The following is a 25,058-nucleotide window of genomic DNA, read 5'->3' on the forward strand; positions in this document are numbered from 1 at the left end:
CGAAGCATGAGCATAAAAGAAGGGGCGCGGCCGTGCGGCTGCGCCCCTTTCGGTCTTGCCTGATCCTCAGCTTGGTTCCCGGCCTTCGCCGGGATGAGCGGAGGTGTGGGATCAGATTTCCTGGTTGTAGCTGCCCACTTCCGGGTGTTTGGCGAGGCGCGGCTTCACTTCCTCGCGGAACAGGGCGCGCATGTCGTCGGCGCTCTGGGTGCTTTCGACCACCACGACCATCTCGGGCTTGTTCGACGAGGCGCGGACCAGCAGCCACGAGCCGTCTTCCAGCGCGACGCGCACGCCGTTGACGGTGACCACGTCCTTGATCTTGCGGCCGAGGATCGAGCCGCCGGCGGCGGCCAGGTCTTCGTATTCCTTCACGATGCGGGCGACGACGTCGTACTTCACCTCGTCGGCCGCGTGCGGGCTCATGGTCAGGGAGGTGTAGGCCACCGGCAGGGCCTTCTTCAGCTCGGAGAGCTTCTTGCCCGGGTTGCGGTCGAGCATCGACAGCACGGCGGCGGCGGCCACCAGGCCGTCGTCGTAGCCGCGGCCGAGATCGCCGGCGAGGAAGAAGTGGCCCGACTTCTCGAAGCCGGCCAGGGCGCCGACCTCGGCGGTCTTGCGCTTGATGTAGCTGTGGCCGGTCTTCCAGTAGATGGTGGTGCAGCCGTTCTCGGCCAGGATCGGGTCGGTGGCGTAGAGGCCCGTGGACTTCACGTCGACGATGAAGGTCGCGCCCTTGTGCAGGGGGGCCAGGTCGCGGGCCAGCATCAGGCCGATCTTGTCGGCGAAGATTTCCTCGCCTTCGTCGTCGACCACGCCGCAACGGTCGCCGTCGCCGTCGAAGCCGAGCGCCAGGTCGGCGCCGTGCTTCTTCACTTCCTCCGCCATCGAGACCAGCATCTCGTGGTCTTCGGGGTTCGGGTTGTAGCGCGGGAAGGTGTAGTCGAGGTCGGTGTCCATCGGGATCACCTCGACGCCCATGCGGGTCAGGGCCTCGGGGGCGAAGGCGCCGGCCGTGCCGTTGCCGCAGGCGCAGATCACCTTCAGCGGGCGGGTGATCTGGGCGCGCTTGGCGACGTCGGCGATATAGGCCTCGGTGACGCCCTCGACACGGGTCAGCTTGCCGCCGGCCTTGGGCTTGAACTTGCCGCCGAGCACGATGTCCTTCAGCGCGCCCATCTCCTCGGGGCCGAAGGTGAGGGGCTTCTGGGCGCCCATCTTCACGCCCGTCCAGCCGTTTTCGTTGTGGCTGGCGGTGACCATGGCGACGCAGGGAACGTCGAGGTGGAACTGGGCGAAGTAGGCGGTGGGCGACAGGGCCAGGCCGATGTCCAGCACCTCGCAGCCGGCCTCGATGAGGCCGAGGGTCAGGGCCTGCTTGATGGTCAGGGAATAGGAGCGGAAGTCGTGGCCGACCACGATGCGCGAGTGGCCGAGATCCTGGATGTAGGTGCCGAGCCCGAGGCCCAGGGCCTGGACGCCCAGGAGGTTGATGTCCGGCCCGAACAGCCAGCGCGCGTCGTACTCGCGAAAGCCCGTCGCCTTGACCAGCGGCGTGTTCTCATAGGCGGCGGTGTTGGGGACGAGGTCGGCGCGGGGCGTGAAGGTCATGAGGTCTCGCTTGGGAACTCGTTGAGGAGCAATGCGCTGCACAGCGCGAAACTAGGCCGTTAGTTCCTAACTTTTCAGACGATGCCTGCACGAAGCAGATCGTGAATGTGGATAACGCCCACGGGGCGGGCGTCTTCGACCACGAACAGCACGGTGATGCTGCGCTCGTTCATCACCCGCAGGGCCTCGGCGGCCAGGGCGCCGGCGCCGATGGTGAGAGGATTTTTCGTCATCACCTCGCCGGCGGAATGACCCATCAACCCATCCATGTGGCGGCGCAGGTCGCCGTCGGTGATCATGCCGGCCAGACGGCCTTCGCCGTCGCGCACGGCGACCGCGCCGAACCGGCCCCGGGTCATGGCGAGCAGGGTCTCGGCCATCGGCGTCGAGGCGTCGACCAGCGGCAGCTCGTCCGCACCGTGCATCAGGTCGCCGACCGTGCGCAGCATGGCGCCCAGCTTGCCGCCGGGATGAAACAGTCGGAAGTCCTGCGGGGTAAAGCCGCGGCGTTCGAGCAGGGCGACGGCGAGGGCGTCGCCGAGGGCGATCTGCAGGGTGGTGGAGGTGGTCGGCGCGTTGAGGGCCTCGGCGGCCTCGCGGGCGTCGGGCAGCAGCAGCAGGATATCCGAGGCGCGGCCGAGCGCGCTCTCAGCCGAGGCGGTCATGCCGATCAGCGGGATGGCGAAACGCTTGGCGTAGGCGATGACGTCGGCCAGCTCGCGCGTCTCGCCGGTCTTGCTGAGCGCCAGCACCACGTCGCCCGCGCCGATCATGCCGAGGTCGCCGTGGCTGGCCTCGGTGGCGTGGACGAACATCGCCGTCGAACCGGTGGAGGCCAGGGTGGCGGCGATCTTGCGGCCCACATGGCCGGACTTGCCCACGCCGGTGCAGATGATGCGGCCCTGGGCGTTGAACAGCACCTCGACGGCGCGGACGAAGCTGTCGTCCAGCGATCCGGCCAGGGCGGCGAGGCCCTCGGCTTCCACCGCCAGGACGCGGCGGCCGACTTCGATGGCGTCGAACGCGTTCATTGTTGGGGCGGCCGCAGGTTGGGGGTCATCGACGGCGCGGCGGGCGGGGCGGGGGCCTCGCCGGCCGCCTGGCGGCGGGCCTGTTCCTGACGGCGCATCGCGCCCTCGTGCTCGCGCTTCATGGCCGCCTTCATCTCCGGCGTCTGCTGGATCGGAAGGTGGCCGAAGGGGGCGGGGGACCAGTCGCCGTAGCCCTGCGGCCAAGCCATCGCCAGGGCGATCAGGACGGCGGCCAGCACGGCGAGGCCCGTGAAGAAGACGCGATCTGGGATCATCGAGGCTCCTATAGCCGCCTTGACGCCCGCTTCGCCAGCGCTTAGCGCCCCGAGGTCCGCCAGCCCCCCGGGAGTGTCTCGATGTCCGTCCTCGTCCTGCTTCGCCATGGCCAGAGCCAATGGAACCTCGAAAACCGCTTCACCGGCTGGGTCGACGTCGACCTGACGGCCGAGGGCGAGGCCCAGGCCAAGCGCGGGGGCGAGTTGATCGCCGCCGAGGGGCTGAAGTTCGACCGGGTCTATTCCTCGGTGCTGACCCGCGCCAACCGCACCGCCGAGATCGCGTTGGCGGCCGCCGGCCAGGGCGACCTGCCGATGGTCAAGGACTGGCGCCTGAACGAGCGCCACTACGGCGGCCTGACCGGCTTGAACAAGGCCGAGACCGCCGCCCTGCATGGCGAGGAGCAGGTGAAGATCTGGCGTCGGTCGTACGACACGCCTCCGCCGGAGCTGGCGCCGGGCGGCGAATACGACTTCGCGGCCGACCCCCGCTACGCGGGTCAGACCCTGCCGACCACCGAGAGCCTGAAGACCACCCTCGACCGCGTGCAGCCCTATTGGGACGCCGAGATCGCGCCGAAGCTGAAGGCCGGCGAGACGGTGCTGATCGCCGCCCACGGCAATTCGCTGCGCGCCATCGCCAAGCTGCTGTTCGGCCTCTCGGCCGACGAAGTGCTCAATCTCGAGATCCCGACCGGCAATCCGCTGCGCATCGACCTCGACGCCGCGCTGAAGCCGACCGCGGCGCGTTATCTCGACACGGCGCGCGCCGAGCCCCTGCCGACCGTCTAGGCTCGTGCGGTCAAGCTGGAGGCCTTTGACTCTGCTGGCCTTTTGAGCGGCGCGTAAGGGCTCGTTAAGCATGTCGCGTCACCTTGCCGCGATGAACCCGACGCAGGACCCCGTGCGATGAGCGCGCTGGCGCCCGATGAGGCGCGCCGTCGTCTGACCCAGCAGGAGGTCGACGTCATCTGCGCGCGCCACGATCGGCTGTGGACCGCGCGCCCCGGCGGCGCGCGCGCCGTGTTCACCTTCGCCGATCTGTCGGGCCTGAGCCTGAGGGACCGCAACCTCTGCGACGCCGACTTCTCGGGCGCCCTGCTGGATGGGGCCGACCTTTCGGGCGCGCGCCTCGACAACGCCAATCTGTTCGGGGCCGACCTGCAGGGCGTCCGCCTCGTCGGCGCCTCGCTGCGGCGCGCCGACCTGCGTGGGGCCTGTCTGCGCGGGGCCGATCTTTCCGGCGCCGACATGTTCGAGGCCGATCTGCGGGAAGGCGCCATCGCCGCCGCCGACAAGGCTCGGGGCTATCGGGTGCTGGAGCACCTACAGCGCGCCAGCCACGCCCACGGCGCCATCCTGGCCGGCGCCAATCTGGAGCGCTCGCGCCTGACCGGCATCGTGGCCGTGTCGGCCGACTTCACCGACGCGGTGATGAAGGACTGCAAGCTGGTCCGGGCCAACCTCAAGTCGGCGACGATGACCGGCGCGAACCTTTCCGGGGCGGACCTTTCCGGGGCCGATCTTTCGGGCGCGGATCTGCGCGACGCGGTGCTGACCGGCGCCAAGACGGTGGCGTGGAATGTCAGCGCCGCGAACCTCGCCGGCGTGCTGACCGATCGGCCGGCGGGCGTGGCCGTGACCGACATGCCCTATGAAGCGATGATCCAGGCTCACGCCCTGTGGTGCGAGACCGGCGGGCGCGAGGGCGCGCCCTCGGTGTTCAACAACGCCGACCTGCGGAATCTGAAGTCGATCCGGGGCTTCAACCTGACGGCGCTGTCGGCCAAGGGGGCGGTGTTCTACGGCCTCGACATGGAAGGGGTGCAGCTGCAGGGCGCCCACCTCGAGGACGCCGATCTGCGGGCCTGCAATCTGCGACGCGCCGACCTGCGCGGCGCCCGCCTGGCCCGCGCCAAGCTTTCCGGCGCCGATCTGCGGGACGCGCAGATGGGGCCGCTGATGATCGCCGCCGAGCGCTTTCTGCCCTGCGACCTCTCGGGGGCCGTCCTCAAGAACGCCGACTTGGCCCGCGTCGACCTGCGACGGGCGAATCTGTCGGGCGCCGACCTTTCCTGGGCGAATTTCACCAACGCCATGCTCAAGGACGCCGATCTCATGGGCGTGCAGCGCACCGGCGCCCGGGGCCTCGACGACGTCATCTGAAACGTCCTTGCCGGCCGGTTAACCGTTCGGTCGCGGTTTGGCCGCTAGCTTTCCGCCGGTTCGGGGGAGACTTCCAAGACGATGAGCGCACTCGCAAATTTCGCGGGCCGTCGCCGCCTGACCCAGGCCGAGCTGGATCTGGTGATCGCGGCGCACGAGCGGTTCGTCACCGGCAAGCCGGGCGGCAAGCGCGCCTCGCTGCGGTTCGCCAACCTTTCGGGTCTGGATCTCGTCGGCCGTAACCTGACCGAGATCGACCTTTCGGCCTCCATACTCGACGGGACGCGGCTGGTTCGCGCGCGCCTGGAGCGGGCCAATCTCTTCGGCTGCGACCTGCGCAAGGCCGATCTGCGGCAGGCCGTCCTGATCCGCGCCGACCTGCGGGGCTGCTGCCTGCGCGGCGCGAACCTTTCCCAGGCCGATCTCACCCAGGCCGACTTCCGCGAAGGCCAGGTGGCCATTCCCCACGCCCGCAAGGGCCTCGCGGCCCTGACCCACGAAAAGCGCATCGGCGAGGCCGATAGCGTCAATTTCTCCGGCGCGACGATCGACGGGGCCCAGATGGAGGGGATGTCGGCTTTCGCGGCGGACTTCACGGACTGCTCCATGCGCGGCGTGAAACTGTTCGGCGCCAATCTGAAGGACGCCGACCTCTCGGGCGCGGTGCTCGACAACGCCGACGTGCGGGGGGCGAATCTCGAAGGGGCCAATCTGCAGGGCGCGGTGATCTCCGGCAGCGACCTGGCTACCGCCCGCACCTCCGGCGCCAAGCTGGGCGGCGCGTTGAGCTCGCCCACGCCGCAGGCGTACGCGCGGGCGAAGGATCTGTTCGAGCTGATGATGGCCAACCACGCCTGGTGCCAGAGCGGCGGCAAGCGCGGCGCGCCCGCCAAGCTGGACGGCGAGGATCTGCGGCCCCTGGCCGACAAGCTGAAGGGCGTGCGCCTCACGGCGATGAGCGCCAAGGGCGCGTGTCTCGTCGGGCTCGACCTTTCCGGCGCCCATCTGCAAGGGGCGAACCTGGAAGGGGCGGATTTGCGCTGCTGCGATCTGCGCCAGGCCGACCTGCGCGGCGCGCGCCTGGCCGGCGCCAACCTGACCAAGGCCGACCTGCGCGGCGCGCATCTTTCGCCCCTGCCGCTGGGCGTGGGCCGTGCGACGGCCGCCGGGCTGGCCACCGCGCGCCTGCGTTACACCCAATTCCAGATCGCCGACCTGACCCAGGCCGCCTTCGACGACGCCGACCTGCGCGGAGCCGATTTCACCGGCGCCAAACTGCAGCAGGCCAGCCTGCGGACCGATCTGAGCGAGGCGATCGGGCTGAGGCCGCAGGCTCAGGGCTGACCCTCACCCTGGACACGAAAAAGGGCGGCGCATCGCTGCGCCGCCCGAAGTCGGGGGGAGAAATCGGGAAAAAGCGATTAGGCCGCCGTCTGGCCTTCGATGGCCGGTTGTGACGCGGTGGTCGCGATCTCGATCCGGCGGGCCTTGAGGGCTTCCGGCACTTCACGCTGCAGAGAAATCGACAGCAGGCCGTCAGCCAGGGCGGCGTCCTTTACGACGACATAGTCGGCGAGCTGGAAGCGGCGCTCGAAATTACGCTCGGCGAGGCCGCGATGCAGGAAGCGGCGGGTTTCGTCATTGGCCGTCTTGCGGCCCTGGACGGTAAGCAAATTCTCTTTGACCTCGATCGAGAGCTCTTCCGGCTTGAAGCCGGCGACGGCGATCTCGATGCGGTAGGCGTTCTCGTCGGTCCGCTCGATGTTGTAGGGCGGATAGCCGGTGGGGCCTTCGCTGGCGGCGGCCGCGTCGAGCAGGCCGGCCAGGCGGTCGAAACCGACGGCGGAACGGTAGAGGGGGGTAAGGTCGATGCGCATGTCGCGATCCTTCTCGTCAAGCAAGGTTCGATGTGACGAGCCTTCGGCCGGTCCCCGAGAGGCCCCGATCTGCGGCTCGGAAGGCCCGGTCATCCAGCGCCTTCGTCTAACGAGATAGGGGGCGGGTTTTGCGGTTCAAGGGGGCGCCGCCGCCCCGCTTTGACCACATCGACGGTGCAGTCTAAGCCCTTCGGGAGGCGACAGCAGCGCAAGGAAAACGGATGACGGATCGGCGGCCCCCCAGCTTGGGGCAATGGTCACGGCGCGCGGTGCTGGGCGGCGTGGTGCTCGGCGCGGCAGGCCTCGCGGCTTGCCAGCGCAAGGGCGAGGCGCAGAAGGCCGCCCCCGCCGCGCCGATACGCATGGGCCGTCCGACGACGCTGGAGGCCGCGGTGGCCGGCGAATGGCGCGCCCCGGCCGACAAGGCCCGCGACCCATGGCGCCATCCCGTCGAGACCCTGAAGTTCTGGGGCGTCCAGCCCGGCATGACCGTGGTCGAGTTCTGGCCGGGCGCCGGTTGGTACAGCGATATCCTGGCCCCGTTCCTGGCGGCGACGGGCGGCAAGCTCTACGCGGCGCAACTGCAGGCGGACGATCCCAGCGAACCGGCGGCCGCCGAGATCGTCGAGGCTTATCGCGGCAAATTCACCGGCCGTCCGCGTATCTACGGCCAGGTCGAGGTCACCGCCTTCGGCCCGACCAGCGGCCCGGTGGCGCCTGCGGGTACGGCGGATCGCGTGCTGTTCCTGCGCAACGTCCATAACTGGATGGCGGCCGGCGTGATCGACAAGGCGTTCCACGACGCCTTCGCGGCCCTGAAGCCCGGCGGCGTGCTGGGGATCGAGGAGCATCGCGGCGATCCCGGCGGGGTGCAGGATGTGCTGGCGGCCTCGGGCTATGTGCAGCAGGCCTATGTGGCGCAGCTGGCGCAGGACGCCGGCTTCGTCGCCGACGGCGCGAGCGAGATCAACGCCAACCCGAAGGACACCAAGGACCATCCGTTCGGCGTCTGGACCCTGCCGCCCACCCGCCTGACCGCCCCGCGCGGCGAGGCGGCGCGTGAGGGCTTCGACCATGCGAAGTACGACGCCATCGGCGAGAGCGACCGCATGACGCTGCGTTTCCGGAAGCCGGCGTGAGGCGTCTCGCGTTCGCCGCCGGGATCGCGCTCGGCCTCACGGCCTTCGGCGCGCAGGCCGCCGAGCGGCTGGTCGACGCCCGCCAGGTGTTCGGCTTCCTGAGCGCCTATCAGTCGCTGACCCCGGCCGAGCGCAACCTGTTCACCATGGGCTATGCGCTGCGCCAGTCCGGCAAGCCGGTGGTCGCCGACGTCACCCTGGTCGAGGCCGACGGCAAGCGCACCCCGTTGCCGGTCGACGCCGAGGGCCGCTTCACGCGCCTGCCGACGGCGGCTCAACTGGCCGGCAAGCCGCAGGTCGGGATCGACGACGGCATCGGCAAGGTGGCGGTGAGCATGCTGGTGGAATCCACCGCCAGGCCGGCCGCAGAAATGCCCACGGCCCAGTTCACGCCCGCCCTATCGCAGGTCAACACCGGCGTCGCCAGCAAGCTCGGGATGCTGGCGTCGCTGGTGCCGAAGGTGAACCGGGTGACCTTCGTCGGCGTCCCGTCCGGCAAGGCGGTGATGGCCGACGGTCGCGAAGTCGATCTGCCGATGGCCAAGGAGGGGCCGACCTTCGATCCGGTGGCCCTGAAGGGCGCGCGGGCGGTGCGCTTCCCCAAGCCGCCGACCCATATCCGCTTCGAGGCGGACAAGTAGAAATCTCCTTCCCCGCGTGATCTTGCCGGGCGCCGGCCTCCGGCCTATCCAGATCGCGCAACAGGCGGAGGAACGGCCATGGCGACCCTGCAAGAGATCACCGACAAGATCCGCGACGCCGTGGGCGGCGACAGCGGCCTCGGCAAGAGCCTGAAGTTCAACCTGAAGGGCGACGGCTTCATTCACATCGACGGCGACGCGGTGACCAATGAGGACGCCCCGGCCGACCTGACCCTGACCACCACCATGTCCGACCTGCAGGAGCTCGCCGCGGGCCGGCTCGACGCCACCTCGGCGGTGATGAGCGGGCGTCTGCAACTTTCGGACATGATGGCCGCCATGGCCCTGCAGCCCAAGCTGATCGCCCTCTTCCAGCGCGTTCGCTGATCCCGGGTGCCCGAAGCCGCGCCGCTGATCGGCTTGCCCGAGACGCCGGTTCCGGCCGGCGCGGCGGCCGAGTGGTTCGTCGCGCGCGACGGGGCGCGCCTGCGCGTGGCGCTGTTCCCGGCGACCGGCGAGGGCCGAGGCTCGGTGGTGGTCAGCCCAGGGCGCACCGAGCCGATCGAGAAATACCTCGAAGTGGCCGGCGAACTGACGGCGCGCGGCTATGCGGTGCTGATCCACGACTGGCGCGGGCAGGGGCTGTCGCAGCGGGCCCTGCCCGACCGGCTGGCCGGTCACGCGGCGAGCTTCGAGGGCCTGGTCGACGACTACCGGACCATGCTCGACGCCTATGAGGCGCGGGCGCCGAAGCCCTGGCTGATGATCGGCCATTCGATGGGGGGCTGCCTGGCCCTGGGCGCCCTGGTGGACGGGGAGGATCGCTTCAAGGCGGCCATTCTCTGCGCGCCGATGCTGGGCATCGTGATCAAGGAGCCGCTTTGGCTGGCCACGGGCGTCAGCGCCGCCCTGACGTGGGCGGGGCGTGGCGGAGGTCTCACCGGTCGCAACGGCGACCTGTTCTACGAGCGCTTCGAGGGCAATCTGCTAACCCATGACCGCCGGCGGTGGGACCGGATCGCGGCGACGCTGAAGGCCTGCCCCGACCTGGCGCTCGGCGCCCCGACCTGGAGCTGGCTGAACTCGGCGCTGAGCGCGATGCGCCGGCTGCGCCAGCCGCGCCTGCTGGCGGGCGTGCGCCTCCCGGTCACGATCCTGTCGGCCGGCGAGGATCAGATCGTCGACAACGCCGCCCAGGCCTATGCGGCGGAGCGACTGCCGCAAGGCAAGCTGGTGACGATAGCCGGCGCGCGGCACGAAATCCTGCAGGAGACGGACGACCTGCGGGCGGTGTTCTGGCGGGAGTTCGACGTCCTGGCTTGACGGGCCTATTCGCTCGCGGCCGGCCGCAGGAATTCGAGCGCCGCTTCGAGGCAGGCGGGGTCGCCGGCCAGGGCCATCTGGCCGCCGTCGCGGCCGATGGGGCGGCCGGTCCAGTCGGTGACGCCGCCGCCGGCGCCTTCCAGAACCGGGATCGCCGCCTCGACGTCCCAGCTCTTCAGCCCGGCCTCGACGACGAGGTCCATCGTGCCGGCCGCGACCATGGCGTAGGCGTAGGCGTCGCAGCCGAAGCGGGCCAGGCGGCTGGCGGCCCGCAGGTTGGTCCAGGCGGCGCGCTCGACCTCGTTGAAGCAGGCGTCGGCGTCGGTGGTGGCGATGATCGCCTGGGCCAGATCGGGACAGGGGCGCACGGCCAGGGGGCGCTGCTCGCCGCGCACCATAAGGCGCGAGCCGCCGGCGTGGCCGAGATAGAGTTCGCCGACATAGGGCTGGCCGATGGAGCCGAGCACCGGGCGGCCTTCATGGCGCAGGGCGATCAGGGTGGTCCACAGCGGCAAGCCGGCGATGAACGCCCTCGTCCCGTCCACGGGATCGAGCACCCAGACGAAGTCGGCGTCGGGGCGATCCTCGCCGTACTCCTCGCCGATCACCCCGTGGTCGGGGAAATGCTCGCCGATCAGCCGGCGGATGGCCGCCTCGGCGCCGCGGTCGGCCTCGGTGACCGGGTCGAAGCCGATCCCCTTGGCGGTCCCCTTGTCCTCCAGGCCGTGGTCGGCCCGGAAGAGCGGCAGGATGGCGCCGGCGGCGGCGCGGTTCAGTTCGACGAGAAAGGTGTCGAGCGCTTCGAGACGGTCGGGTGCGAGAGCCATGGGCGGAGGCTTAGCGGCCTCCGCCGATGTATTCCACCCTGCTCAGGCTGCTTCGATGTCGCCGCCGTTGAGCGACTTCGCCAGGTCCAGCAGGCGACGACGCGGCCGCTCGCCGAGCTGGTAGTAGGCGCGGATCAGATCCATCGTTTCCTTGCGGGCGAACATTTCGCCGCCCTCGGCCTCCACGTTCTGAGCCTGGCCGGCGATCTCGCGGCGGGCGGCCTCCGACAGGCCGTCGTAGAAATAGCCGACCGGAACCTCGAGGGCTTCCGACAGCTGCCACAGGCGGGCGGCCGAGATGCGGTTGGCGCCGCACTCGTACTTCTGAATCTGCTGGAAGCGAACGCCGACCGTGCCGGCCAGCTGCTGCTGGGTGAGACCGAGAAGGCGACGGCGGCGGCGCAGGCGGCGGCCGAGGTGGACGTCGATATCGTTGCTCATGGGCGTCTGCCCCCAATCCTGTGTATGCCGTCCCAGAACGGAACGATCTGGACTGGCGGTCGCAAGTCGCGCGCCAAGCGAACTATGAGGCCAGGATTGCGCGTCCTGCGTGACGCGGCTTAGAGAGGCGTATGACCGCCCCGCGCGACTCTTTCGCTCAGCGCATGGCCTGGCGCCTCGAGGCGATCGGCTACGACCTCTTCACCGGAACCGTGCGGCTGATGGGCGTCGAGACCGCGTCGGCCTTCGGCGGCTGGCTGCTCAAGCTGATCGGGCCGATGAGCGGGGCCGACAAGGTGGTGCGCCGCAATCTGAAGCTCGCCTTCCCGGAGAAGGATCAGGCTTGGCACGAGCGGATCGTGAAGGCCCAGTGGGAGAACGTCGGCCGGACGTTCGCCGAATTCCCGATGATGGACAAGCTGCGGCCCTCGACCGGCCGGGTCGAACTGGTCAACGGTGAGCGCCTGAAGGAGATCGCCGCCAGCGGCAAGCCGGTGGTGTTCGTTTCGGGGCACCTGTCGAACTGGGAGGTGATGCCGGCGGCCATCGTCGATTCCGGCGTCGTCTGCGAGATGACCTATCGGGCGGCCAACAACCCCTACATCGACGAGCGCTGGAAGAAGAGCCGGGCGCGCTATGGCGTGAAGCTGTTCGCGCCCAAGGGCGGCGACGGCTCGCGCGAGCTTCTGGCCGGCATGATGCGCGGCGCCTCGGTGGCGCTGATGAACGACCAGAAGTTCAACAACGGCCTGGCCGGAACCTTCTTCGGCCACCTGGTGCACACCGCGCCGGCGCCGACGCGCCTGGCCCTGCGGTTCGGCACCGTGCTGCAGCCGATGAGCGTGCAGCGGCTGAAAGGGGCGACCTTCCGCGCCGTGGTGCACGATCCCATCGAGGTGCCGAACACCGGCGACCGCTCGGCCGACATCAAGGCGGGGGTCGACGCCGTCAACGCCTTCATGGAGGCCCGCGTGCGCGAGCGGCCCGAGGAATGGTTCTGGGTCCACCGCCGCTTCCCCAACGAGGTCTATGCGGCGCTGGCGGAGGAGAGGGGCTGAGGGGCCGCCCTCGTCCTTCGAGGCCCGCTATGCGGGCGCCTCAGGATGAGGGCTACTCGAAGCGTCGCGCTTCATTCGAAATCCTCATGCTGAGGTGCGAGCCCTTCGAGACGCCGCTTGCGGCGGCTCCTCAGGACAAGCTGCGCGAGCCTCGAAGCACGAGGATTTCGTCGCTCTCCGCTAAGCCGCCCGCTTCGGCAACATCCCCAGCGCGATCACGGCCAGGGCGGCGATCACCGCCGGGATGGCGGTGAGCAGCAGGATCGATTTGACCGGGACCTGCAGCGAGATCAGCACCCCGCCCACCGCCGGCCCGACGATCGAGCCGATCCGGCCGACCCCCAGCGCCCAGCCGACGCCGGTCGAACGGACGTGGGTCGGGTAGACGGTCGCCGCCACCGCGTTGGCGCCGGTCTGGCCGCCGATGACGCCGAAGCCGACGCCGAACACGACGAGCGCGAGAAGGGCCAGGCCGCCGCCCGCCAGGTAAGCGACGCCGGCGACGCAGGCGGCGGCTCCGAGGTAGGCGGGGATCAGGGCCGTGCTCGGCCCCTTGCGGTCGATGATCCAGCCGAGCACGAGCGAGCCGACGATGCCGCCGACCTGCATCCAGATGCCCAGGGTGACGGCTTGGCGGATGCTGGCCCCGACGGAGGTCATCAGGGTCGGGAGCCAGTTGACCATCATGTAGATGACCAGGAGGCTGCAGAAGAACACCAGCCACAGCAGCAGGGTGCGCGGCGCCTGGCCGTGACGGAACAGCTCGGCCACGGACATGCGGCCGCCCGAGGCCGCCTCCGGCCTCAGGGCGACCTCGGCGGGCAGGCGCGGATCGAGCTTGCGCAAGATCCTGGCCACCTTGTCCGGCGCCTTGCCGGCGAGAGCGAGGAAGCGGGCCGATTCCGGCAGGGCGAAGACGAACAGCGGCAGGGCCAGCAGCGGCAAGGCGCCGCCGACGATGAATACCGCGCGCCAGCCGTAGGTGGGGATGAACTGCCCGGCCAGGACGCCGCCGACCAGCGAGCCCAGGCTGAAGCCGTTGAACATCATGGTGATGAGGAAGGCGCGGCTGCGGGCGGGGGCGTATTCCGAGGTCAGGGCGATGGCGTTGGGCATGCAGCCGCCGAGGCCGAGGCCGGTGAGGAAGCGCAGGGCCAGGAGGCTGGTGACCGAGTCCGCCCAGGCGGTAGCCAGGGTGAAGATCCCGAACAGGGCGGCGGAGACGAGGATGATCGGCTTGCGCCCGACCTTGTCGGCGAGAGGCGCGATCAGCAGGGCGCCGAGCATCAGGCCGAACAGGCCGGCCGAGAACACCGGGCCGAGTTCGCCCGGCGGCAGGCTCCAGTCCTTGATGATGGCCGGCGCGACGAAGCCGATGGCCTGGACGTCGAAGCCGTCGAAGAACAGCACCAGGGCGCAGAGGGCGAAGAGGCCCATCTGGAACGGCGAAAGCTTACGGTCGTCGATGACCTCGGCAAGCTGGACCGTGGTGGCCATGGGGCTTCTCCCTGACGTTTCTTCTTTTGGTTGGGACGCCTAGTCGGCGTCCGGCTGGTTTTCCGGCGCGGCGGCCTTGAAGGCGGAAAGCGCGAGGCAGGCGGTCTCGGCGGCCAGCAGGCGCGGGAAGGCGTCGAGCCTGGCGCCGAAGCGGCGGGCGTTGACGAACTGCGGGACCAGGAAGGCGTCGGCCAGGGTCGGGCCCGCGCCGAAGCAGAACGGGCCGGGCTGATCGGCGATCAGCGCCTCGCAGGCGGAAAAGCCGTCCTCGATGGCCCTGGCGGCCCAGGCGCTGACGGCGGCCTCGTCGAGCCCGGCGGCGCGCAGGCGGCCCAGCACCTTGAGGTTCTGCAGCGGGTGAGTGTCGCAGGCGATCACGTCGCAGAACGCCCGCACCCGCGCCCGCAGCGCCGGGTCGGCCGGCAGCAGGGCGGGGCTGGGGAAGACGTCTTCCAGATACTCGCAGATGGCCAGGGACTGGGTGAGCACCGCGCCGTCGTCGAGTTCGAGCGCCGGCACGAAGCCCTGCGGATTGAGCCGCAGGAACTCCGGCTGCTTGTGCTCGCCGGTGCGCAGGTTGTGCGCCGCCGTTTCGTAGGCGAGGCCCTTGAGCGCCAGCGCGATGCGAACGCGATAGCTGGCGCCCGACCGGAAGAAGCTGTGCAGCTTCATGACCATCAGGCCTGCGGCGGGCCGATGGTGATGACGGTGTCGCTCAGGCCCTGGACGGTCACCTTGACGACGTCGCCCGGCACGACCGGACCGACGCCGGCCGGGGTGCCGGTGAAGATCAGGTCGCCGGGCTGCAGGGTGTAGAGCGTCGAGAGGTTGGCGATCACGTCCTCGACGGGCCAGATCAGCTCATCGAGGTCGCCCTTCTGCTTGGTCTCGCCGTTGACGGTCAGCTCGATCGGGCCCTTGGCCAGGTGGCCGACGTCCGAGACAGGATGGATCAGGCCGAGCGGCGCCGACTGCTCGAAGTTCTTGCCGGTGCTCCAGGGGCGGCCCTGGCCGCGGGCTTCCAGCTGCAGGTCGCGTCGGGTCATGTCGAGGCCGGTGGCGTAGCCCCAGACGTGCTCCAGCGCGCTCTCGGGGGCGATGTTGCGGCCGCCGACGCCGATGGCGACCACCAACTCGGCCTCATAGTGATAGTTGGCCGTCTTCGGCGGGTAGGTGACGGTGGTCCCCGACGGAACGACCGTCTCGGCCCATTTGGCGAAGTAGAACGGCGGCTCGCGGTCCGGGTCGCGGCCCATTTCACGGGCATGGGCGGCGTAGTTGCGGCCGACGCAGAAGACGCGGCGAACGGGGAAGTCGCGGCCGTCGCTGGTCTTGGCGAGCGTCGGAGCTTGGGCAGTGGGCAGGTTCACGCGCAGTCCTCTTTGTACAGATGGAGCTTTTCCTGCGCCGTCTTGTCGGAGAAGCCGAACAGGACGAGCGCGGAGTCAGCCTTGAATTCGACCGAGCGCCACGACGGCGCCGCGACGACCTTGCGGGGCGAAAGCGGGATCGTCACGCCATCGATAATGGCCGAACCCTCGCCCTCCACCACCACGAAAACCGTGCCGTCGGTCGACCGGCGGGGGCGGGTGGAAAAGCCGGCGGGCAGCAGGCGCACGTGGGCCGAGATGGTCGGCATGATCGCGCCGCCGTCGGCGGGGTTGAGGAACTCCAGGGCGTGGCCGAGGTGCGGGTCGATCTCGGCCGAGGCGGCCAGGGCGTCCAGCGCCGGGCGCCACTCGGCGTAGGGATAGTGGAACAGCGGCTGATGCTTGGGGCGGCGGTCGGCCGTCGAGCCGCTGATCGGCCGCAGGTTGCGGCCGTAGCGGGCCAGGCTGTCGCCGGGCGGGACGCTCTCCGGATACTGCTTTTCCGGCCACTTCTCGGCGAAGCTGGCGTCGAAGTGGCGGACGGTCGGGATGTCGAGCCCGTCGAGCCAGATCATCGGCTGGTCCGTGGGGTTGGAGTGGTCGTGCCACTGCCAGCCCGGGGTCAGCACCAGGTCGAACGGGCGCATGATCGCCTTTTCGCCGTCGATGGCGGTGTAGGCGCCCTCGCCCTCCAGCACGAACCGCAAGGCGCACTGGGCGTGGCGGTGCGCGGGGGCCACCTCGCCCGGCAGGATCAGCTGCAGGCCGGCGTAGAGGCTGGTGGTGATCGCCGACTGGCCCGGCAGGCCGGGGTTTTCGAGAATGACCACGCGGCGCTCGGCCTGCTCGGCCGAGATCAGGTCGCCGGCGCGCATCAGATAGGCGCGGCTGTCGTCATAGTCCCAGGCGTGGGCGACGGCGGGGGAGTTGGGCGTCGGGGCGACGAGGGCGTGCAGCACCTCCCACAACGGCGTCAGGTGGGCCGGCTCCATCTCGGCGTAGAGCTGTTCGAGCTGGGACCGCTGATCGTTCGGGAGGGCGCTCATCGACGCTCCTGCGCAAAAGGGGCTGGCGTTCGGAATGATCGCCCGCTTGCGCATTGTCAAATCCATTCCGCAATGCGCAACGCGATGTGGCTAGGTCGACCGCGCCCCCAGGGCGGCGCTGATGCTGGCGCAGACCGCCTTCAGCTCCTCGCGGACCGAGCCGTCGTAGGCGGTGTCGAAACTGTCGGAGGCCAGCAGCGTGGCGCTGAGGATGGCGCGGTTCTGCAGGTCGAAGATCGGGAAGGCGGTGGCGCGCAGGCCGGGGGTGACGGTGCCGTCCACGGCCGCGAAGCCGTCGGCCCGCACCTGGGCGCGGATCGCCTCAACATCGACCGGCTTCAGGGCGCCGCCGGCCGCCAGCTCGGCGTCGACGAAGCGTCGCACCTCGTGCTCGGGCAGGAAGGTCAGGAAGATGCGCCCGGTGGCCGAGCGCAGCAGGGGCAGCACCGAACCGACGGTCAGGGAGGTGACGACGGCGGGGGCGCCGAAGATCCAGCGCACGACCGTGGGGCCGAGCGGCCCGAGGGCGGCGATCTGCACCGTGCGGCCCGAGTGGCGGGCGAACTCGCCGATGGCGGCGTCGGCGATGCGGAAGGCGTCGATGCGGGCCAGGGCGCCGAGCCCGAGCCTCAGGGCGCCGGGACCGAGGTCGTAGCGGCCGGAGGCGGCGTCCTGCTGCACCATGTCGGCGGCGATCAGGCTGGCGAGATAGCGGTGGGTCTGGGAGGCGGACAGGCCGCAGGCCTGGGCGATGGCGCCGAGCGGCGCGGCCTCGCGCATGCCGGCCATGATCTCCAGCACCCTGAAGCCGGTGCCGACCGACTGCACGCCCTTGCGGCGGGGTTCCGCTGGGGTCTTGGCCATGGTCGGCTCCGTCTAGGCGACGCCGGGCGCGCGGGCGCCGACGAGGTAGCTGGCGTCCAGTTGCCGGCCGCGCCAGCGCAGGCGCCAGCAGAGGTGCGGACCGGTCGCCCGACCCTTCATGCCGACGAGGCCGATGGGCTGGCTCTGCGCGACGCGCTGGCCGGCGGCGACGTCGACGCGCGACTGGTGGAGGTAGAGGCTGATCAGCCCCTGGCCATGGTCGATCATGGTCAGGCCGCCCTCATAATGCATGTCTGGCTCGGCGAAGCAGACGAGGCCGGCGGCGGGGGCGACGATCGGCGTGCCCTCGGGGCAGGCGAGATCGGTTCCGAAGTGCGGCGTGGCGGGAACGCCGTTGAGGATGCGCTGGCCGCCGAACCGGCCGGAGACGCGCACCGCGACGACCGGCATGACGAAGCCGGATTTGAAGTCGTCGCTGTCGGCGTGGCTGGCGAAGCCCACGGCCTTGCGCTTCACCTCGGCGGCGATGCGTTGGAGCAGGGCCGGGTCGGTGGGGGTGACGGTGTTCTGCGGCAGGCCGTCGATGCGCTGGATGTCGTAGTCGGTGGGGGCGACGGCGACGGTGTGGCTGGTCGAGCCTTGATCGTCGGCGACGGTGATCTGGCAGGTGGGCGGACTGTCGCGGTGGAAGCCGACCACGAAATACCCGGCCGCCGAGGCGAGGCCGGCGTCCTCTCCGTCCACCGTCAGCCGCGCGCGAGGCGCCGTGCGCCCGAAGGCGAAGCCGCCCTGCTGGTAGCGGCCGTGCAGGTCGAGGCCGGGCCCGGCGGCGAAGGCGGGCGCGGCAAGAGAGGCGCCGCCGAGGCCGAGAAGCAACGCCCGGCGGTCCACCGCCGTCGAGGTCAGGGGTTCAGCTCACGCCAGCGCTGCAGAGCCTCGGCCGGACCGGCGTAGGCTTCCTGCTGGATCGGGTTCCAGTAGCGCAGGGCGTCGAGCGGGATCTTCTCGCCGCTGACGGCGCAGACGACATAGCGGCCCGGCTTCAGCAGCACGAATTCACCGTCGCCATAGTGCAGCACGGCCAGCTCGTTCGATTTTCCAAGGTCGCGGTCGAAGGCGTTCATGCGGGCAATGTAGTGCAGATGCCGCCGCTAGAACAGATCGCCCTGGCCAGGGGCGACGGGCCTGGGCTTGGCGGGCTTCGGCGCGGGCGCGAGCGGAGCCGGCCGCGCGACCGGCTCCCCATCGATCACCGCGCCGCGCTTGCCGTCGGCGAACACCAGGGTGACGCCCTCGCCGGCGTCGAGGCCGGCGGCCGAGCGGGCGAGGTGGCCGTCGGCGCGTTCGACGCGGGCGAAGCCGCGGGCCAGCGGCCCGTCGGGGTTCAGCGAGAGTCGCAGCTTGTCGAGGTTGGCCAGGCGATCGGACAGGCGCTCCAGCCGCCGGTCCAGCGCAGGCGCCATGCGGGCCGAGATCTCGGCGAGGCGCTGGGTCTTCAAGGTGCGCGGCCGGTCGAGAAGCCCGGGCTTCAGGGGTGAGGCGATGCGGGCCAGTTGGGTGGCGTGGACGGCGACGTTGCGCTGCAGCCCGGCGCCGAGACGGCCGGAGGCCAGGTCGAAGCGCTGCTGGGCGAGGGCCAGGATGTCGGCCGGACGGGGCAGGCCGCGGGCGGCGCCGGCGAGGCGGGCCCGGCGGTCCTCCAGCATGCGGCCCGAGCAGTTGGCCATGCGGCGCTGGTAGTCGGCGATGGCGGCGCGCAGCTCGGCCAGCACCGGGGTGGCCAGCTCGGCGGCGGCGGTCGGGGTGGGGGCGCGGCGGTCGGCGACGAAGTCGATCAGGGTGGTGTCGGTCTCGTGGCCGACGGCGCTGATCAGCGGGATGGTCGAGGCCGCCACCGCGCGGGCCAGGGTCTCGTCGTTGAACGGCCAGAGGTCCTCCACCGAGCCGCCGCCGCGCGCGACGACGATGACGTCGGGGCGCGGGATCGGGCCGTCGCCGGTAAGCGCGTTGAATCCCTCGACGGCGGCGCGCACCTCGGCGGCGGCCTTGTCGCCCTGCACGACCACCGGCCAGACGACGACATGGCAGGGCCAGCGGTCGCGGATGCGATGCAGGATGTCGCGGATCACGGCCCCGGTGGGGCTGGTGACCACGCCGATCACCCGGGGGCTGGTGGGCAGGGGGCGCTTGCGCGACGTCTCGAACAGGCCTTCCGACGCCAGCCGCGCCTTGAGGCGCTCCAACTGGGCGAGGAGGGCGCCCATGCCGGCGGCCTCCATGCTCTCGATGACGATCTGATAGCGCGAGCCGGCCGGGTAGGTGGTGATCCGCCCGGTGACGATCACCTCCAGCCCCTGCTCGGGGCGGACGGAGAGGTTGCGGACCGAGCCCTTCCAGACCACGCCGTCGATGCTGGCCTTGTCGTCCTTCACGGTCAGGTAGACGTGGCCGTTGGAGTGGTGAGTGACCTTGGAGAGTTCGCCGCGCAGGCGCACGAAGCCGTAGGCGTCCTCCAGCGTGCGCTTCAGGGCGAAGGCCAGTTCGGAGACGGAATAGGCCGGCGCGTTGGTCGGCGAAGGGGCGAGGTCGGTCACGGCGGCAATGTAGGCGCCTTGCGGGAGTCGCCAAAAGCAAAACCCTCCCCCGTCGCCGGGAGAGGGTTCGCTTCGCCCCGTTGTCGGAGAACCTAGATGTAGCGGCGCAGGCTGCGGGCCAGTTCGTTGGCGCTGGACTTCTTCTTGGTCTGCTGCGGCTGGTAGGCGATGCGGGCGTGGTCCGCGCAATAGGGGCCTTCGCTCTGGCGGCGGCCGCAGAAGGTGAAGCTGTCGCTGGACGGATCGCCGATCGGCCACTTGCACATGTGGGCGCCCAGCGTCAGAACCGTGGCCGAGCCGGGCTCTTCGGTGCGGTAGACCTGCGCCGGCGTCGGGGCGGCGACGACCGGGGCGGCGCTGAGGGTGCTCTCGATGCGGCGCGGCGCGGCGGGCGCGGGGGCCGGACGGGCGGGGCGGGGCGCCTTGAAGACGGGGCGGCTCGGCTGCGACGGGGCGGCCCGGCCGGAAAGGCCCAGACGGTGGACCTTGCCGATCACGGCGTTGCGGGTGACGCCGCCGAGTTGCTTGGCGATCTGGCTGGCCGAAAGCCCGTCCAGCCAAAGCTTCTTAAGGGTCGAAACCCGCTCGTCGGTCCAGCTCATGCCCGCCTCCTGGTCTATATCTTGTGCCTCAGGGCCGTCCGCCGGTCCCGATCTACAACATATCGTAACCAACGCGTTAAAGCGCACAATAGGCGCCATGCCGTCCATCCACAGGAACTAGATGTTGATTGAAAACGGCGCCGTTCGGCGCCTTGCACCGGAAGAGTCGCAAGCGCACATGGGGCAAGGATTTTTCCGGGGATCACCTGCATGACCGACGTAGCCAAAGGCGCCCCGAGACGCGATATCCGGCCGCCGCAGCCACGCGACTTCGCCGGCTTCAACTGGATGGGGGCCTTCACCCTCTACAAGCGCGAGGTTCGCCGTTTCTGGAAGGTCGGCACCCAGACGGTGGCGGCGCCGGTTGTGACCACCTTGCTCTACATGCTGGTGTTCGTGGTGGCGGTCGGGACCGACCGGCAGCCGGTCGACGGGGTCAGCTTCGTGCGCTTCGTGGTTCCGGGCCTGATCATGATGTCGGTGCTGAACAACGCCTTCGCCAACGCCTCGTCCTCGCTGATCCAGGCCAAGATCATGGGTCTGACGCCGGACTTCCTGACCCCGCCGCTGAGCCCGCTGGAGCTGGTCAGCGCCTTCACCCTGGGCGCGGCGACGCGCGGCATCGTGGTGGGCCTGGTCACCGCCCTGACCATCGCCTTCCTGCCGGGCGCCGGCATTCACATCCAGCACTGGGGGGCGGCGCTCTACTTCCTGATCGGCGCGTCGCTGATCCTCGGCATGGGCGGCGTCCTCGCGGGGCTGTGGGCGGAGAAGTTCGACCACCTGGCGGGGGCGACCAATTTCGTGGTCATGCCGCTGACGTTCCTGTCGGGCACCTTCTATCTGACCGACAACCTGCCCGAGCCGTTCCGCATGCTCAGCCACTTCAATCCGTTCTTCTATCTGATCGACGGCTTCCGCTATGGCTTCATCGGCCATGCCGACGGTTCGCTGGCGGTGGGGGCTGTGGTCACCGCCGCTCTGACGGTCGGCCTGTTCGCCTGGTGCTACATGCTGTTCAAGCGCGGCTATCGCCTGAAGACCTGAGAAAGCCGAGCAAAATCCCTGGGATGAAGCTTTGGTGACAGGCTCACCGTTTCATTGACACCGGGGCGTCATCCGACCAAAACGCTCAGCCTTTCCGTCCCCGGGTTCGCGCCCGGGGACTAATGCCTTTTGGAGGGGCCGAATTGTCCGCGAACACCGCGTCCGTCTCGTCGCAACACCACATCATGGGCGTCTACAACCGCGCCCCGCTGGCGTTCGAGCGAGGCCGAGGCGCGCGCCTGTATTCGACGGACGGCGGCGACTATCTCGACTGCGTGGCGGGCATCGCCACCGACGGCCTGGGCCACGCGCACCCGGCCCTTGTCGAGGCGCTGAAGACCCAGGGCGAGAAGCTCTGGCACGTCTCCAACATCTATCGGATTCCCGAGCAGGAAGCCCTGGCCGACCGTCTGTGCGCGGCCACCTTCGCCGACGTGGTGTTCTTCACCAATTCGGGGACGGAAGCGGTGGAGTGCGCGATCAAGACCGCGCGCCGCTATCACTTCGCCAACGGCCAGCCGGAGCGGATCGACATCATCGGCTTCGACGGCTCGTTCCACGGCCGCACCATCGCGGCGGTCAACGCCTCGGGCAACGCCGGCTATCTGGAAGGCTTCGGCCCGCGTCTGCCGGGCTATGTCTCGGCGACCTTCGGCGACCTCGAAGGCCTCAAGGCGCTGATCGGTGCGACCACCGCCGCGGTGATCATCGAGCCGGTGCAGGGCGAGGGCGGCGCACGCGCGCTGGACGCCGCCCAGTTGCAGGCGCTGCGCGCGCTCTGCGATGAGACCGGCGTGCTGCTGATCTACGACGAGATCCAGTGCGGCATGGGCCGCACCGGCAAGCTCTTCGCCTATGAGTGGGCCGAGGGCGCCGCGCCGGACATCATGTGCGTGGCCAAGGCGCTGGGCGGCGGATTCCCCATCGGCGCCTGCCTGGCCTCGGCCGAGGCGGCCAAGGGCATGACCGTGGGCGTCCACGGCTCGACGTTCGGCGGCAATCCGCTGGCCATGGCGGTGGGCTGCGCGGCCTTCGACGCCATCAACGCACCAGAGCTGCTGGACAACGTCAACGCCGTGGCCGGCTACTTCGTGCAGCAGCTCGAGGGCCTGAAGCACCGCTTCCCCGACATCGTCGAGGACGTGCGCGGCAAGGGCCTGCTGATCGGCATCAAGCTGAAGACCAACAACCGCGAATTCATGGTCCACGCGCGCGACCAGCACCTGCTGATCGCGGGCGGCGGCGACAACTGCGTGCGGCTGCTGCCGCCGCTGAACCTTACCCTCGACGAGGCGCGCGAGGCGATCGAGAAGCTTGAGAAGGCCTGCGACACCGCGCGGTCGGCGGCGAAGGGAAGCGTGTGATGAGCAGGGGCCCCCGGCACTTCCTCGACCTCTGGCGACTGGAGGGTTCGACCCTCCGGGCGATCCTCGACGACGCGGCGGCGCGCAAGGCGGCGCGCGCCGGCTGGCCCCAGGGCCGCGTCGACGCCGACGCCCCGGCCAAGGATCGCGTCCTGGCGATGATCTTCGAGAAGAATTCGACGCGCACGCGTTTCTCGTTCGACGCGGCGATCCGCCAACTCGGCGGCGACGGCCTGATCTCGACGGCCAACGACATGCAGCTGGGTCGCGGCGAGCCGCTGGAGGACACCGCCAAGGTGCTGTCGCGCATGGTCGACGCGGTGATGATCCGCGCCAACCGGCACGAGGACGTGGAGCTGTTCGCCCAGAACTCGACGGTGCCGGTGATCAACGGCCTCACCGACAAGAGCCACCCGTGCCAGATCATGGCCGACCTCCTGACGCTGGAGGAAAGCCTCGGGCCGATCGAGGGCAAGACCATCGCCTGGGTGGGGGACGGCAACAACGTCTGCGCCAGCTTCATCCACGCGGCGCCCAAGCTGGGCTTCAAGCTGAACATCGCCTGCCCGCCGCAGCTGCACCCGGACCTGGTCGACCTCGCCCGCGCGGCCGAGCAGCAGGGCAGCGTGATCATGGGCGACGACCCGCGCGCGGCCGTGCGCGGCGCCCACTGCGTGGTCACCGACACCTGGGTGTCGATGGGCGATCCCGACGGCGAGGCCAAGATGGACGCGCTGGAGCCCTTCCAGGTCGACGAGGCGCTGATGGAACTGGCCGATCCGGCCTCGGTGTTCCTGCATTGCCTGCCCGCCCACCGTGGGGAAGAGGTCACCGACGCGGTGATCGACGGCCCGCGCTCGCTCGTCTGGCAGGAGGCGGAGAACCGCATCCACGCCCAGAAATCCATTCTCGCCTGGTGCTTCGGAGCCTTCTGATGACCGATACCCCGACCGCCAATACCCCGCCGGATCGCCTTTCGGCCGACCCCAACAGCCCTTACTACGACGAAGCCGTCATGGAGCGCGGCGTGGGCGTGCGCTTCAAGGGCGTCGATAAGACCAACGTCGACGAGTACTGCGTCAGCGAAGGCTGGGTGCGCCTCAGCGTCGGCAAGACCGTGGACCGCAGGGGCAAGTCGATGACCGTGAAGCTGCAAGGCCCGGTCGAGCCCTACTTCCGCGACGCGACCGAGTAGCACGCTCGCATTTCGGCGAAGGGCGCCTATCTAGCCTCCCCATGACCGAAACCAACGCTCCCCAGACGGCCCCGCCGGCCGACGACCTCGTGGCCGCCTTCCAGATCGAGGACATGCCGGTGCGCGGCCGCGTCGCGCGCCTGTCGGCCTCGATCGACGAGGTGCTGGCCGCGCACGACTATCCCGACGCCGTGGCCAACCTCCTGGGCGAGGCCGCCGCCCTGGCGGCTCTTGTCGGCTCGGCCCTGAAGTCCGATGGGCGGATGATCGTCCAGGCCCAGGGCAACGGGCCGGTGAGCTATGTGGTCGCCGACTATGATGCCTCGGGCGCCCTGCGCGGCTACTGCCGGTTCGATCCCGAACGCATCAAGGCGATGGGCGACGCCGTCGGCGTCGGCTTCTCGCGGCCCGGTGCGCGCGACCTCCTGGGCGAGGGCGTCTTCATCATGACCGTCGATCCAGGCGAGGGGATGGAGCGCTATCAGGGCGTGACCCCCATCGAGGGCGAAACCCTGGCCCTGTGCGCCGAGCAGTATTTCACCCGGTCCGAGCAGACCCCCACCCGCATCCGCCTGGCCGTCGGCCAGGTCGATACCGGCGAGGGCGCCAGCTGGCGGGCCGGCGGCATCCTCCTGCAATACATCGCCGGCGACGATGCGCGCGGCTCGACCGATGACGACTGGACCCGCGCCCAGGCGCTGTTCGAGACCACCGGCGAGGACGAGCTTATCGACCCGACGGTGACGACGCCGGTGCTGCTCTATCGCCTGTTCCACGAGGACGGGGCGCGGATGTTCGAGCCGAAATCCGTGCGCGCCTTCTGCAAGTGCTCGCCGGAACGGATCGAGGATCTCCTGAAGTCGTTCTCGGCTGATGAGCGGGCCGAGATGATCGAGCCCGACGGCTCGATCAAGGTCACCTGCGAGTACTGCTCGCGCAGCTACAGCATCGAGCCGGCGTCGCTGGAGACTTGAGGGACCGCCCCCGTCCCCTTCGACGCCGCCTGCGGCGGCGCTCAGGACAAGCTTCGAGGCCGCTTCGCGGCGCCTCAGGATGAGCGCTACTCGGACGCTTCAGTCGAAATCCTCACCCTGAGGTGCGAGCAACGCGAGCCTCGAAGGGCGGGGAT

At 69.9% G+C, this 25,058-nt stretch carries 28 protein-coding genes; 13 read left to right on the plus strand and 15 right to left on the minus strand.

Translation table 11 applies throughout. From position 1 onward, the window contains the following. Nucleotides 1-111: 111 nt before the first annotated feature. The 3 genes from ACFLIT_RS04170 to ACFLIT_RS04180 all read right to left on the minus strand — a co-directional run bounded on the left by ACFLIT_RS04170 (nt 112) and on the right by ACFLIT_RS04180 (nt 2,917). A complete protein-coding gene (locus ACFLIT_RS04170) occupies nt 112-1,611 on the minus strand; it encodes a phosphomannomutase/phosphoglucomutase (protein WP_479909937.1) in 1,500 nt (499 codons plus the stop codon). A 74-nt stretch (nt 1,612-1,685) separates the two neighbouring features. Continuing rightward, the gene (locus ACFLIT_RS04175; protein WP_479909938.1) at nt 1,686-2,642 is read right to left on the minus strand and encodes a KpsF/GutQ family sugar-phosphate isomerase; all 957 of its coding nucleotides are present in this window, start codon (nt 2,640-2,642) and stop codon (nt 1,686-1,688) included. Further along, a complete protein-coding gene (locus ACFLIT_RS04180) occupies nt 2,639-2,917 on the minus strand; it encodes a hypothetical protein (RefSeq protein WP_479909939.1) in 279 nt (92 codons plus the stop codon). Before ACFLIT_RS04180 ends, ACFLIT_RS04175 begins: the two co-directional genes overlap by 4 nt. Before the next feature lie 81 nt (nt 2,918-2,998). Here ACFLIT_RS04180 and gpmA point away from each other — a divergent pair, with 81 nt between their 5' ends. The 3 genes from gpmA (at nt 2,999) to ACFLIT_RS04195 (ending at nt 6,427) form a co-directional block, all read left to right on the plus strand. Continuing rightward, a complete protein-coding gene (gene gpmA / locus ACFLIT_RS04185; protein WP_479909940.1) occupies nt 2,999-3,709 on the plus strand; it encodes a 2,3-diphosphoglycerate-dependent phosphoglycerate mutase in 711 nt (236 codons plus the stop codon). A gap of 117 nt (nt 3,710-3,826) precedes the next feature. Next, nucleotides 3,827-5,083 carry a pentapeptide repeat-containing protein gene (locus tag ACFLIT_RS04190; protein WP_479909941.1) on the plus strand — a complete coding sequence of 419 codons (1,257 nt, stop codon included), beginning with the start codon at nt 3,827-3,829 and terminating at the stop codon, nt 5,081-5,083. A gap of 81 nt (nt 5,084-5,164) precedes the next feature. After that, a complete protein-coding gene (locus ACFLIT_RS04195; protein ID WP_479909942.1) occupies nt 5,165-6,427 on the plus strand; it encodes a pentapeptide repeat-containing protein in 1,263 nt (420 codons plus the stop codon). A 77-nt stretch (nt 6,428-6,504) separates the two neighbouring features. Here ACFLIT_RS04195 and ACFLIT_RS04200 read toward each other — a convergent pair whose 3' ends face one another. Beyond that, nucleotides 6,505-6,960 carry an Hsp20 family protein gene (locus tag ACFLIT_RS04200; RefSeq protein ID WP_479909943.1) on the minus strand — a complete coding sequence of 152 codons (456 nt, stop codon included), beginning with the start codon at nt 6,958-6,960 and terminating at the stop codon, nt 6,505-6,507. 221 nt (nt 6,961-7,181) lie between these two features. Here ACFLIT_RS04200 and ACFLIT_RS04205 point away from each other — a divergent pair, with 221 nt between their 5' ends. From ACFLIT_RS04205 to ACFLIT_RS04220, 4 genes are all read left to right on the plus strand, one after another. Beyond that, nucleotides 7,182-8,099: a class I SAM-dependent methyltransferase gene (locus ACFLIT_RS04205; protein WP_479909944.1), complete on the plus strand. Its 918-nt coding sequence runs from the start codon at nt 7,182-7,184 to the stop codon at nt 8,097-8,099. Continuing rightward, nucleotides 8,096-8,740 (plus strand): hypothetical protein, encoded by a 645-nt coding sequence (locus ACFLIT_RS04210; RefSeq protein ID WP_479909945.1) that lies wholly within the window; start codon nt 8,096-8,098, stop codon nt 8,738-8,740. The genes ACFLIT_RS04205 and ACFLIT_RS04210 overlap by 4 nt, the downstream gene beginning before the upstream one ends. 78 nt (nt 8,741-8,818) lie before the next feature. Then, nucleotides 8,819-9,127 carry an SCP2 sterol-binding domain-containing protein gene (locus tag ACFLIT_RS04215; protein ID WP_479909946.1) on the plus strand — a complete coding sequence of 103 codons (309 nt, stop codon included), beginning with the start codon at nt 8,819-8,821 and terminating at the stop codon, nt 9,125-9,127. Between the two features lie 6 nt (nt 9,128-9,133). Then, the gene (locus ACFLIT_RS04220) at nt 9,134-10,063 is read left to right on the plus strand and encodes an alpha/beta fold hydrolase (RefSeq protein WP_479909947.1); all 930 of its coding nucleotides are present in this window, start codon (nt 9,134-9,136) and stop codon (nt 10,061-10,063) included. A 5-nt stretch (nt 10,064-10,068) separates the two neighbouring features. On the opposite strand, the gene hisN is transcribed toward ACFLIT_RS04220, so the two are convergent. Both hisN and ACFLIT_RS04230 read right to left on the minus strand, forming a co-directional pair. Further along, nucleotides 10,069-10,890, minus strand: coding sequence for a histidinol-phosphatase (gene hisN / locus ACFLIT_RS04225; protein ID WP_479909948.1), 822 nt, complete (start codon nt 10,888-10,890; stop codon nt 10,069-10,071). A gap of 42 nt (nt 10,891-10,932) precedes the next feature. Next, nucleotides 10,933-11,331: a helix-turn-helix domain-containing protein gene (locus ACFLIT_RS04230; protein ID WP_479909949.1), complete on the minus strand. Its 399-nt coding sequence runs from the start codon at nt 11,329-11,331 to the stop codon at nt 10,933-10,935. A gap of 131 nt (nt 11,332-11,462) precedes the next feature. On the opposite strand from ACFLIT_RS04230, the gene ACFLIT_RS04235 reads away from it, so the two are divergent. Further along, entirely contained in the window at nt 11,463-12,389 is a 927-nt protein-coding gene (locus ACFLIT_RS04235; RefSeq protein WP_479909950.1) for a lysophospholipid acyltransferase family protein, read from the plus strand. A 180-nt stretch (nt 12,390-12,569) separates the two neighbouring features. Here ACFLIT_RS04235 and ACFLIT_RS04240 read toward each other — a convergent pair whose 3' ends face one another. The 9 genes from ACFLIT_RS04240 to gcrA all read right to left on the minus strand — a co-directional run bounded on the left by ACFLIT_RS04240 (nt 12,570) and on the right by gcrA (nt 20,323). Continuing rightward, nucleotides 12,570-13,886, minus strand: coding sequence for an MFS transporter (locus tag ACFLIT_RS04240; protein WP_479909951.1), 1,317 nt, complete (start codon nt 13,884-13,886; stop codon nt 12,570-12,572). A gap of 39 nt (nt 13,887-13,925) precedes the next feature. Further along, nucleotides 13,926-14,558, minus strand: coding sequence for a maleylacetoacetate isomerase (gene maiA, locus ACFLIT_RS04245; protein WP_479909952.1), 633 nt, complete (start codon nt 14,556-14,558; stop codon nt 13,926-13,928). 5 nt (nt 14,559-14,563) lie between these two features. After that, nucleotides 14,564-15,256 (minus strand): fumarylacetoacetate hydrolase family protein, encoded by a 693-nt coding sequence (locus ACFLIT_RS04250; protein WP_479909953.1) that lies wholly within the window; start codon nt 15,254-15,256, stop codon nt 14,564-14,566. Continuing rightward, nucleotides 15,253-16,302 (minus strand): gentisate 1,2-dioxygenase, encoded by a 1,050-nt coding sequence (gtdA, locus tag ACFLIT_RS04255; RefSeq protein ID WP_479909954.1) that lies wholly within the window; start codon nt 16,300-16,302, stop codon nt 15,253-15,255. Before gtdA ends, ACFLIT_RS04250 begins: the two co-directional genes overlap by 4 nt. A gap of 90 nt (nt 16,303-16,392) precedes the next feature. Then, complete coding sequence (locus ACFLIT_RS04260) at nt 16,393-17,166, minus strand: IclR family transcriptional regulator (protein ID WP_479909955.1); 774 nt, start codon at nt 17,164-17,166, stop codon at nt 16,393-16,395. A gap of 12 nt (nt 17,167-17,178) precedes the next feature. Next, a complete protein-coding gene (locus tag ACFLIT_RS04265; protein WP_479909956.1) occupies nt 17,179-18,003 on the minus strand; it encodes a M23 family metallopeptidase in 825 nt (274 codons plus the stop codon). A 26-nt stretch (nt 18,004-18,029) separates the two neighbouring features. Next, a complete protein-coding gene (locus ACFLIT_RS04270; protein ID WP_479909957.1) occupies nt 18,030-18,251 on the minus strand; it encodes a DUF2093 domain-containing protein in 222 nt (73 codons plus the stop codon). A 27-nt stretch (nt 18,252-18,278) separates the two neighbouring features. Beyond that, entirely contained in the window at nt 18,279-19,721 is a 1,443-nt protein-coding gene (xseA, locus tag ACFLIT_RS04275) for an exodeoxyribonuclease VII large subunit (RefSeq protein ID WP_479909958.1), read from the minus strand. Nucleotides 19,722-19,813: 92 nt separating this feature from the next. After that, nucleotides 19,814-20,323: a cell cycle sigma 70 cofactor GcrA gene (gcrA, locus tag ACFLIT_RS04280; protein WP_479909959.1), complete on the minus strand. Its 510-nt coding sequence runs from the start codon at nt 20,321-20,323 to the stop codon at nt 19,814-19,816. 210 nt (nt 20,324-20,533) lie between these two features. Here gcrA and ACFLIT_RS04285 point away from each other — a divergent pair, with 210 nt between their 5' ends. The 5 genes from ACFLIT_RS04285 (at nt 20,534) to ACFLIT_RS04305 (ending at nt 24,903) form a co-directional block, all read left to right on the plus strand. After that, entirely contained in the window at nt 20,534-21,370 is an 837-nt protein-coding gene (locus tag ACFLIT_RS04285; protein ID WP_479909960.1) for an ABC transporter permease, read from the plus strand. A 185-nt stretch (nt 21,371-21,555) separates the two neighbouring features. Then, on the plus strand, nt 21,556-22,734 hold the full coding sequence (locus tag ACFLIT_RS04290; protein WP_479910355.1) for an acetylornithine transaminase: 1,179 nt from the start codon (nt 21,556-21,558) through the stop codon (nt 22,732-22,734). After that, nucleotides 22,734-23,669 carry an ornithine carbamoyltransferase gene (gene argF / locus ACFLIT_RS04295; RefSeq protein WP_479909961.1) on the plus strand — a complete coding sequence of 312 codons (936 nt, stop codon included), beginning with the start codon at nt 22,734-22,736 and terminating at the stop codon, nt 23,667-23,669. Before ACFLIT_RS04290 ends, argF begins: the two co-directional genes overlap by 1 nt. Continuing rightward, the gene (locus ACFLIT_RS04300) at nt 23,669-23,929 is read left to right on the plus strand and encodes a DUF3297 family protein (protein ID WP_479909962.1); all 261 of its coding nucleotides are present in this window, start codon (nt 23,669-23,671) and stop codon (nt 23,927-23,929) included. Before argF ends, ACFLIT_RS04300 begins: the two co-directional genes overlap by 1 nt. A gap of 41 nt (nt 23,930-23,970) precedes the next feature. Further along, nucleotides 23,971-24,903 carry an Hsp33 family molecular chaperone gene (locus ACFLIT_RS04305; protein WP_479909963.1) on the plus strand — a complete coding sequence of 311 codons (933 nt, stop codon included), beginning with the start codon at nt 23,971-23,973 and terminating at the stop codon, nt 24,901-24,903. The last annotated feature ends 155 nt before the right edge of the window (nt 24,904-25,058 follow it).

The organism is Caulobacter sp. HJHS_5 (genome assembly GCF_056683955.1).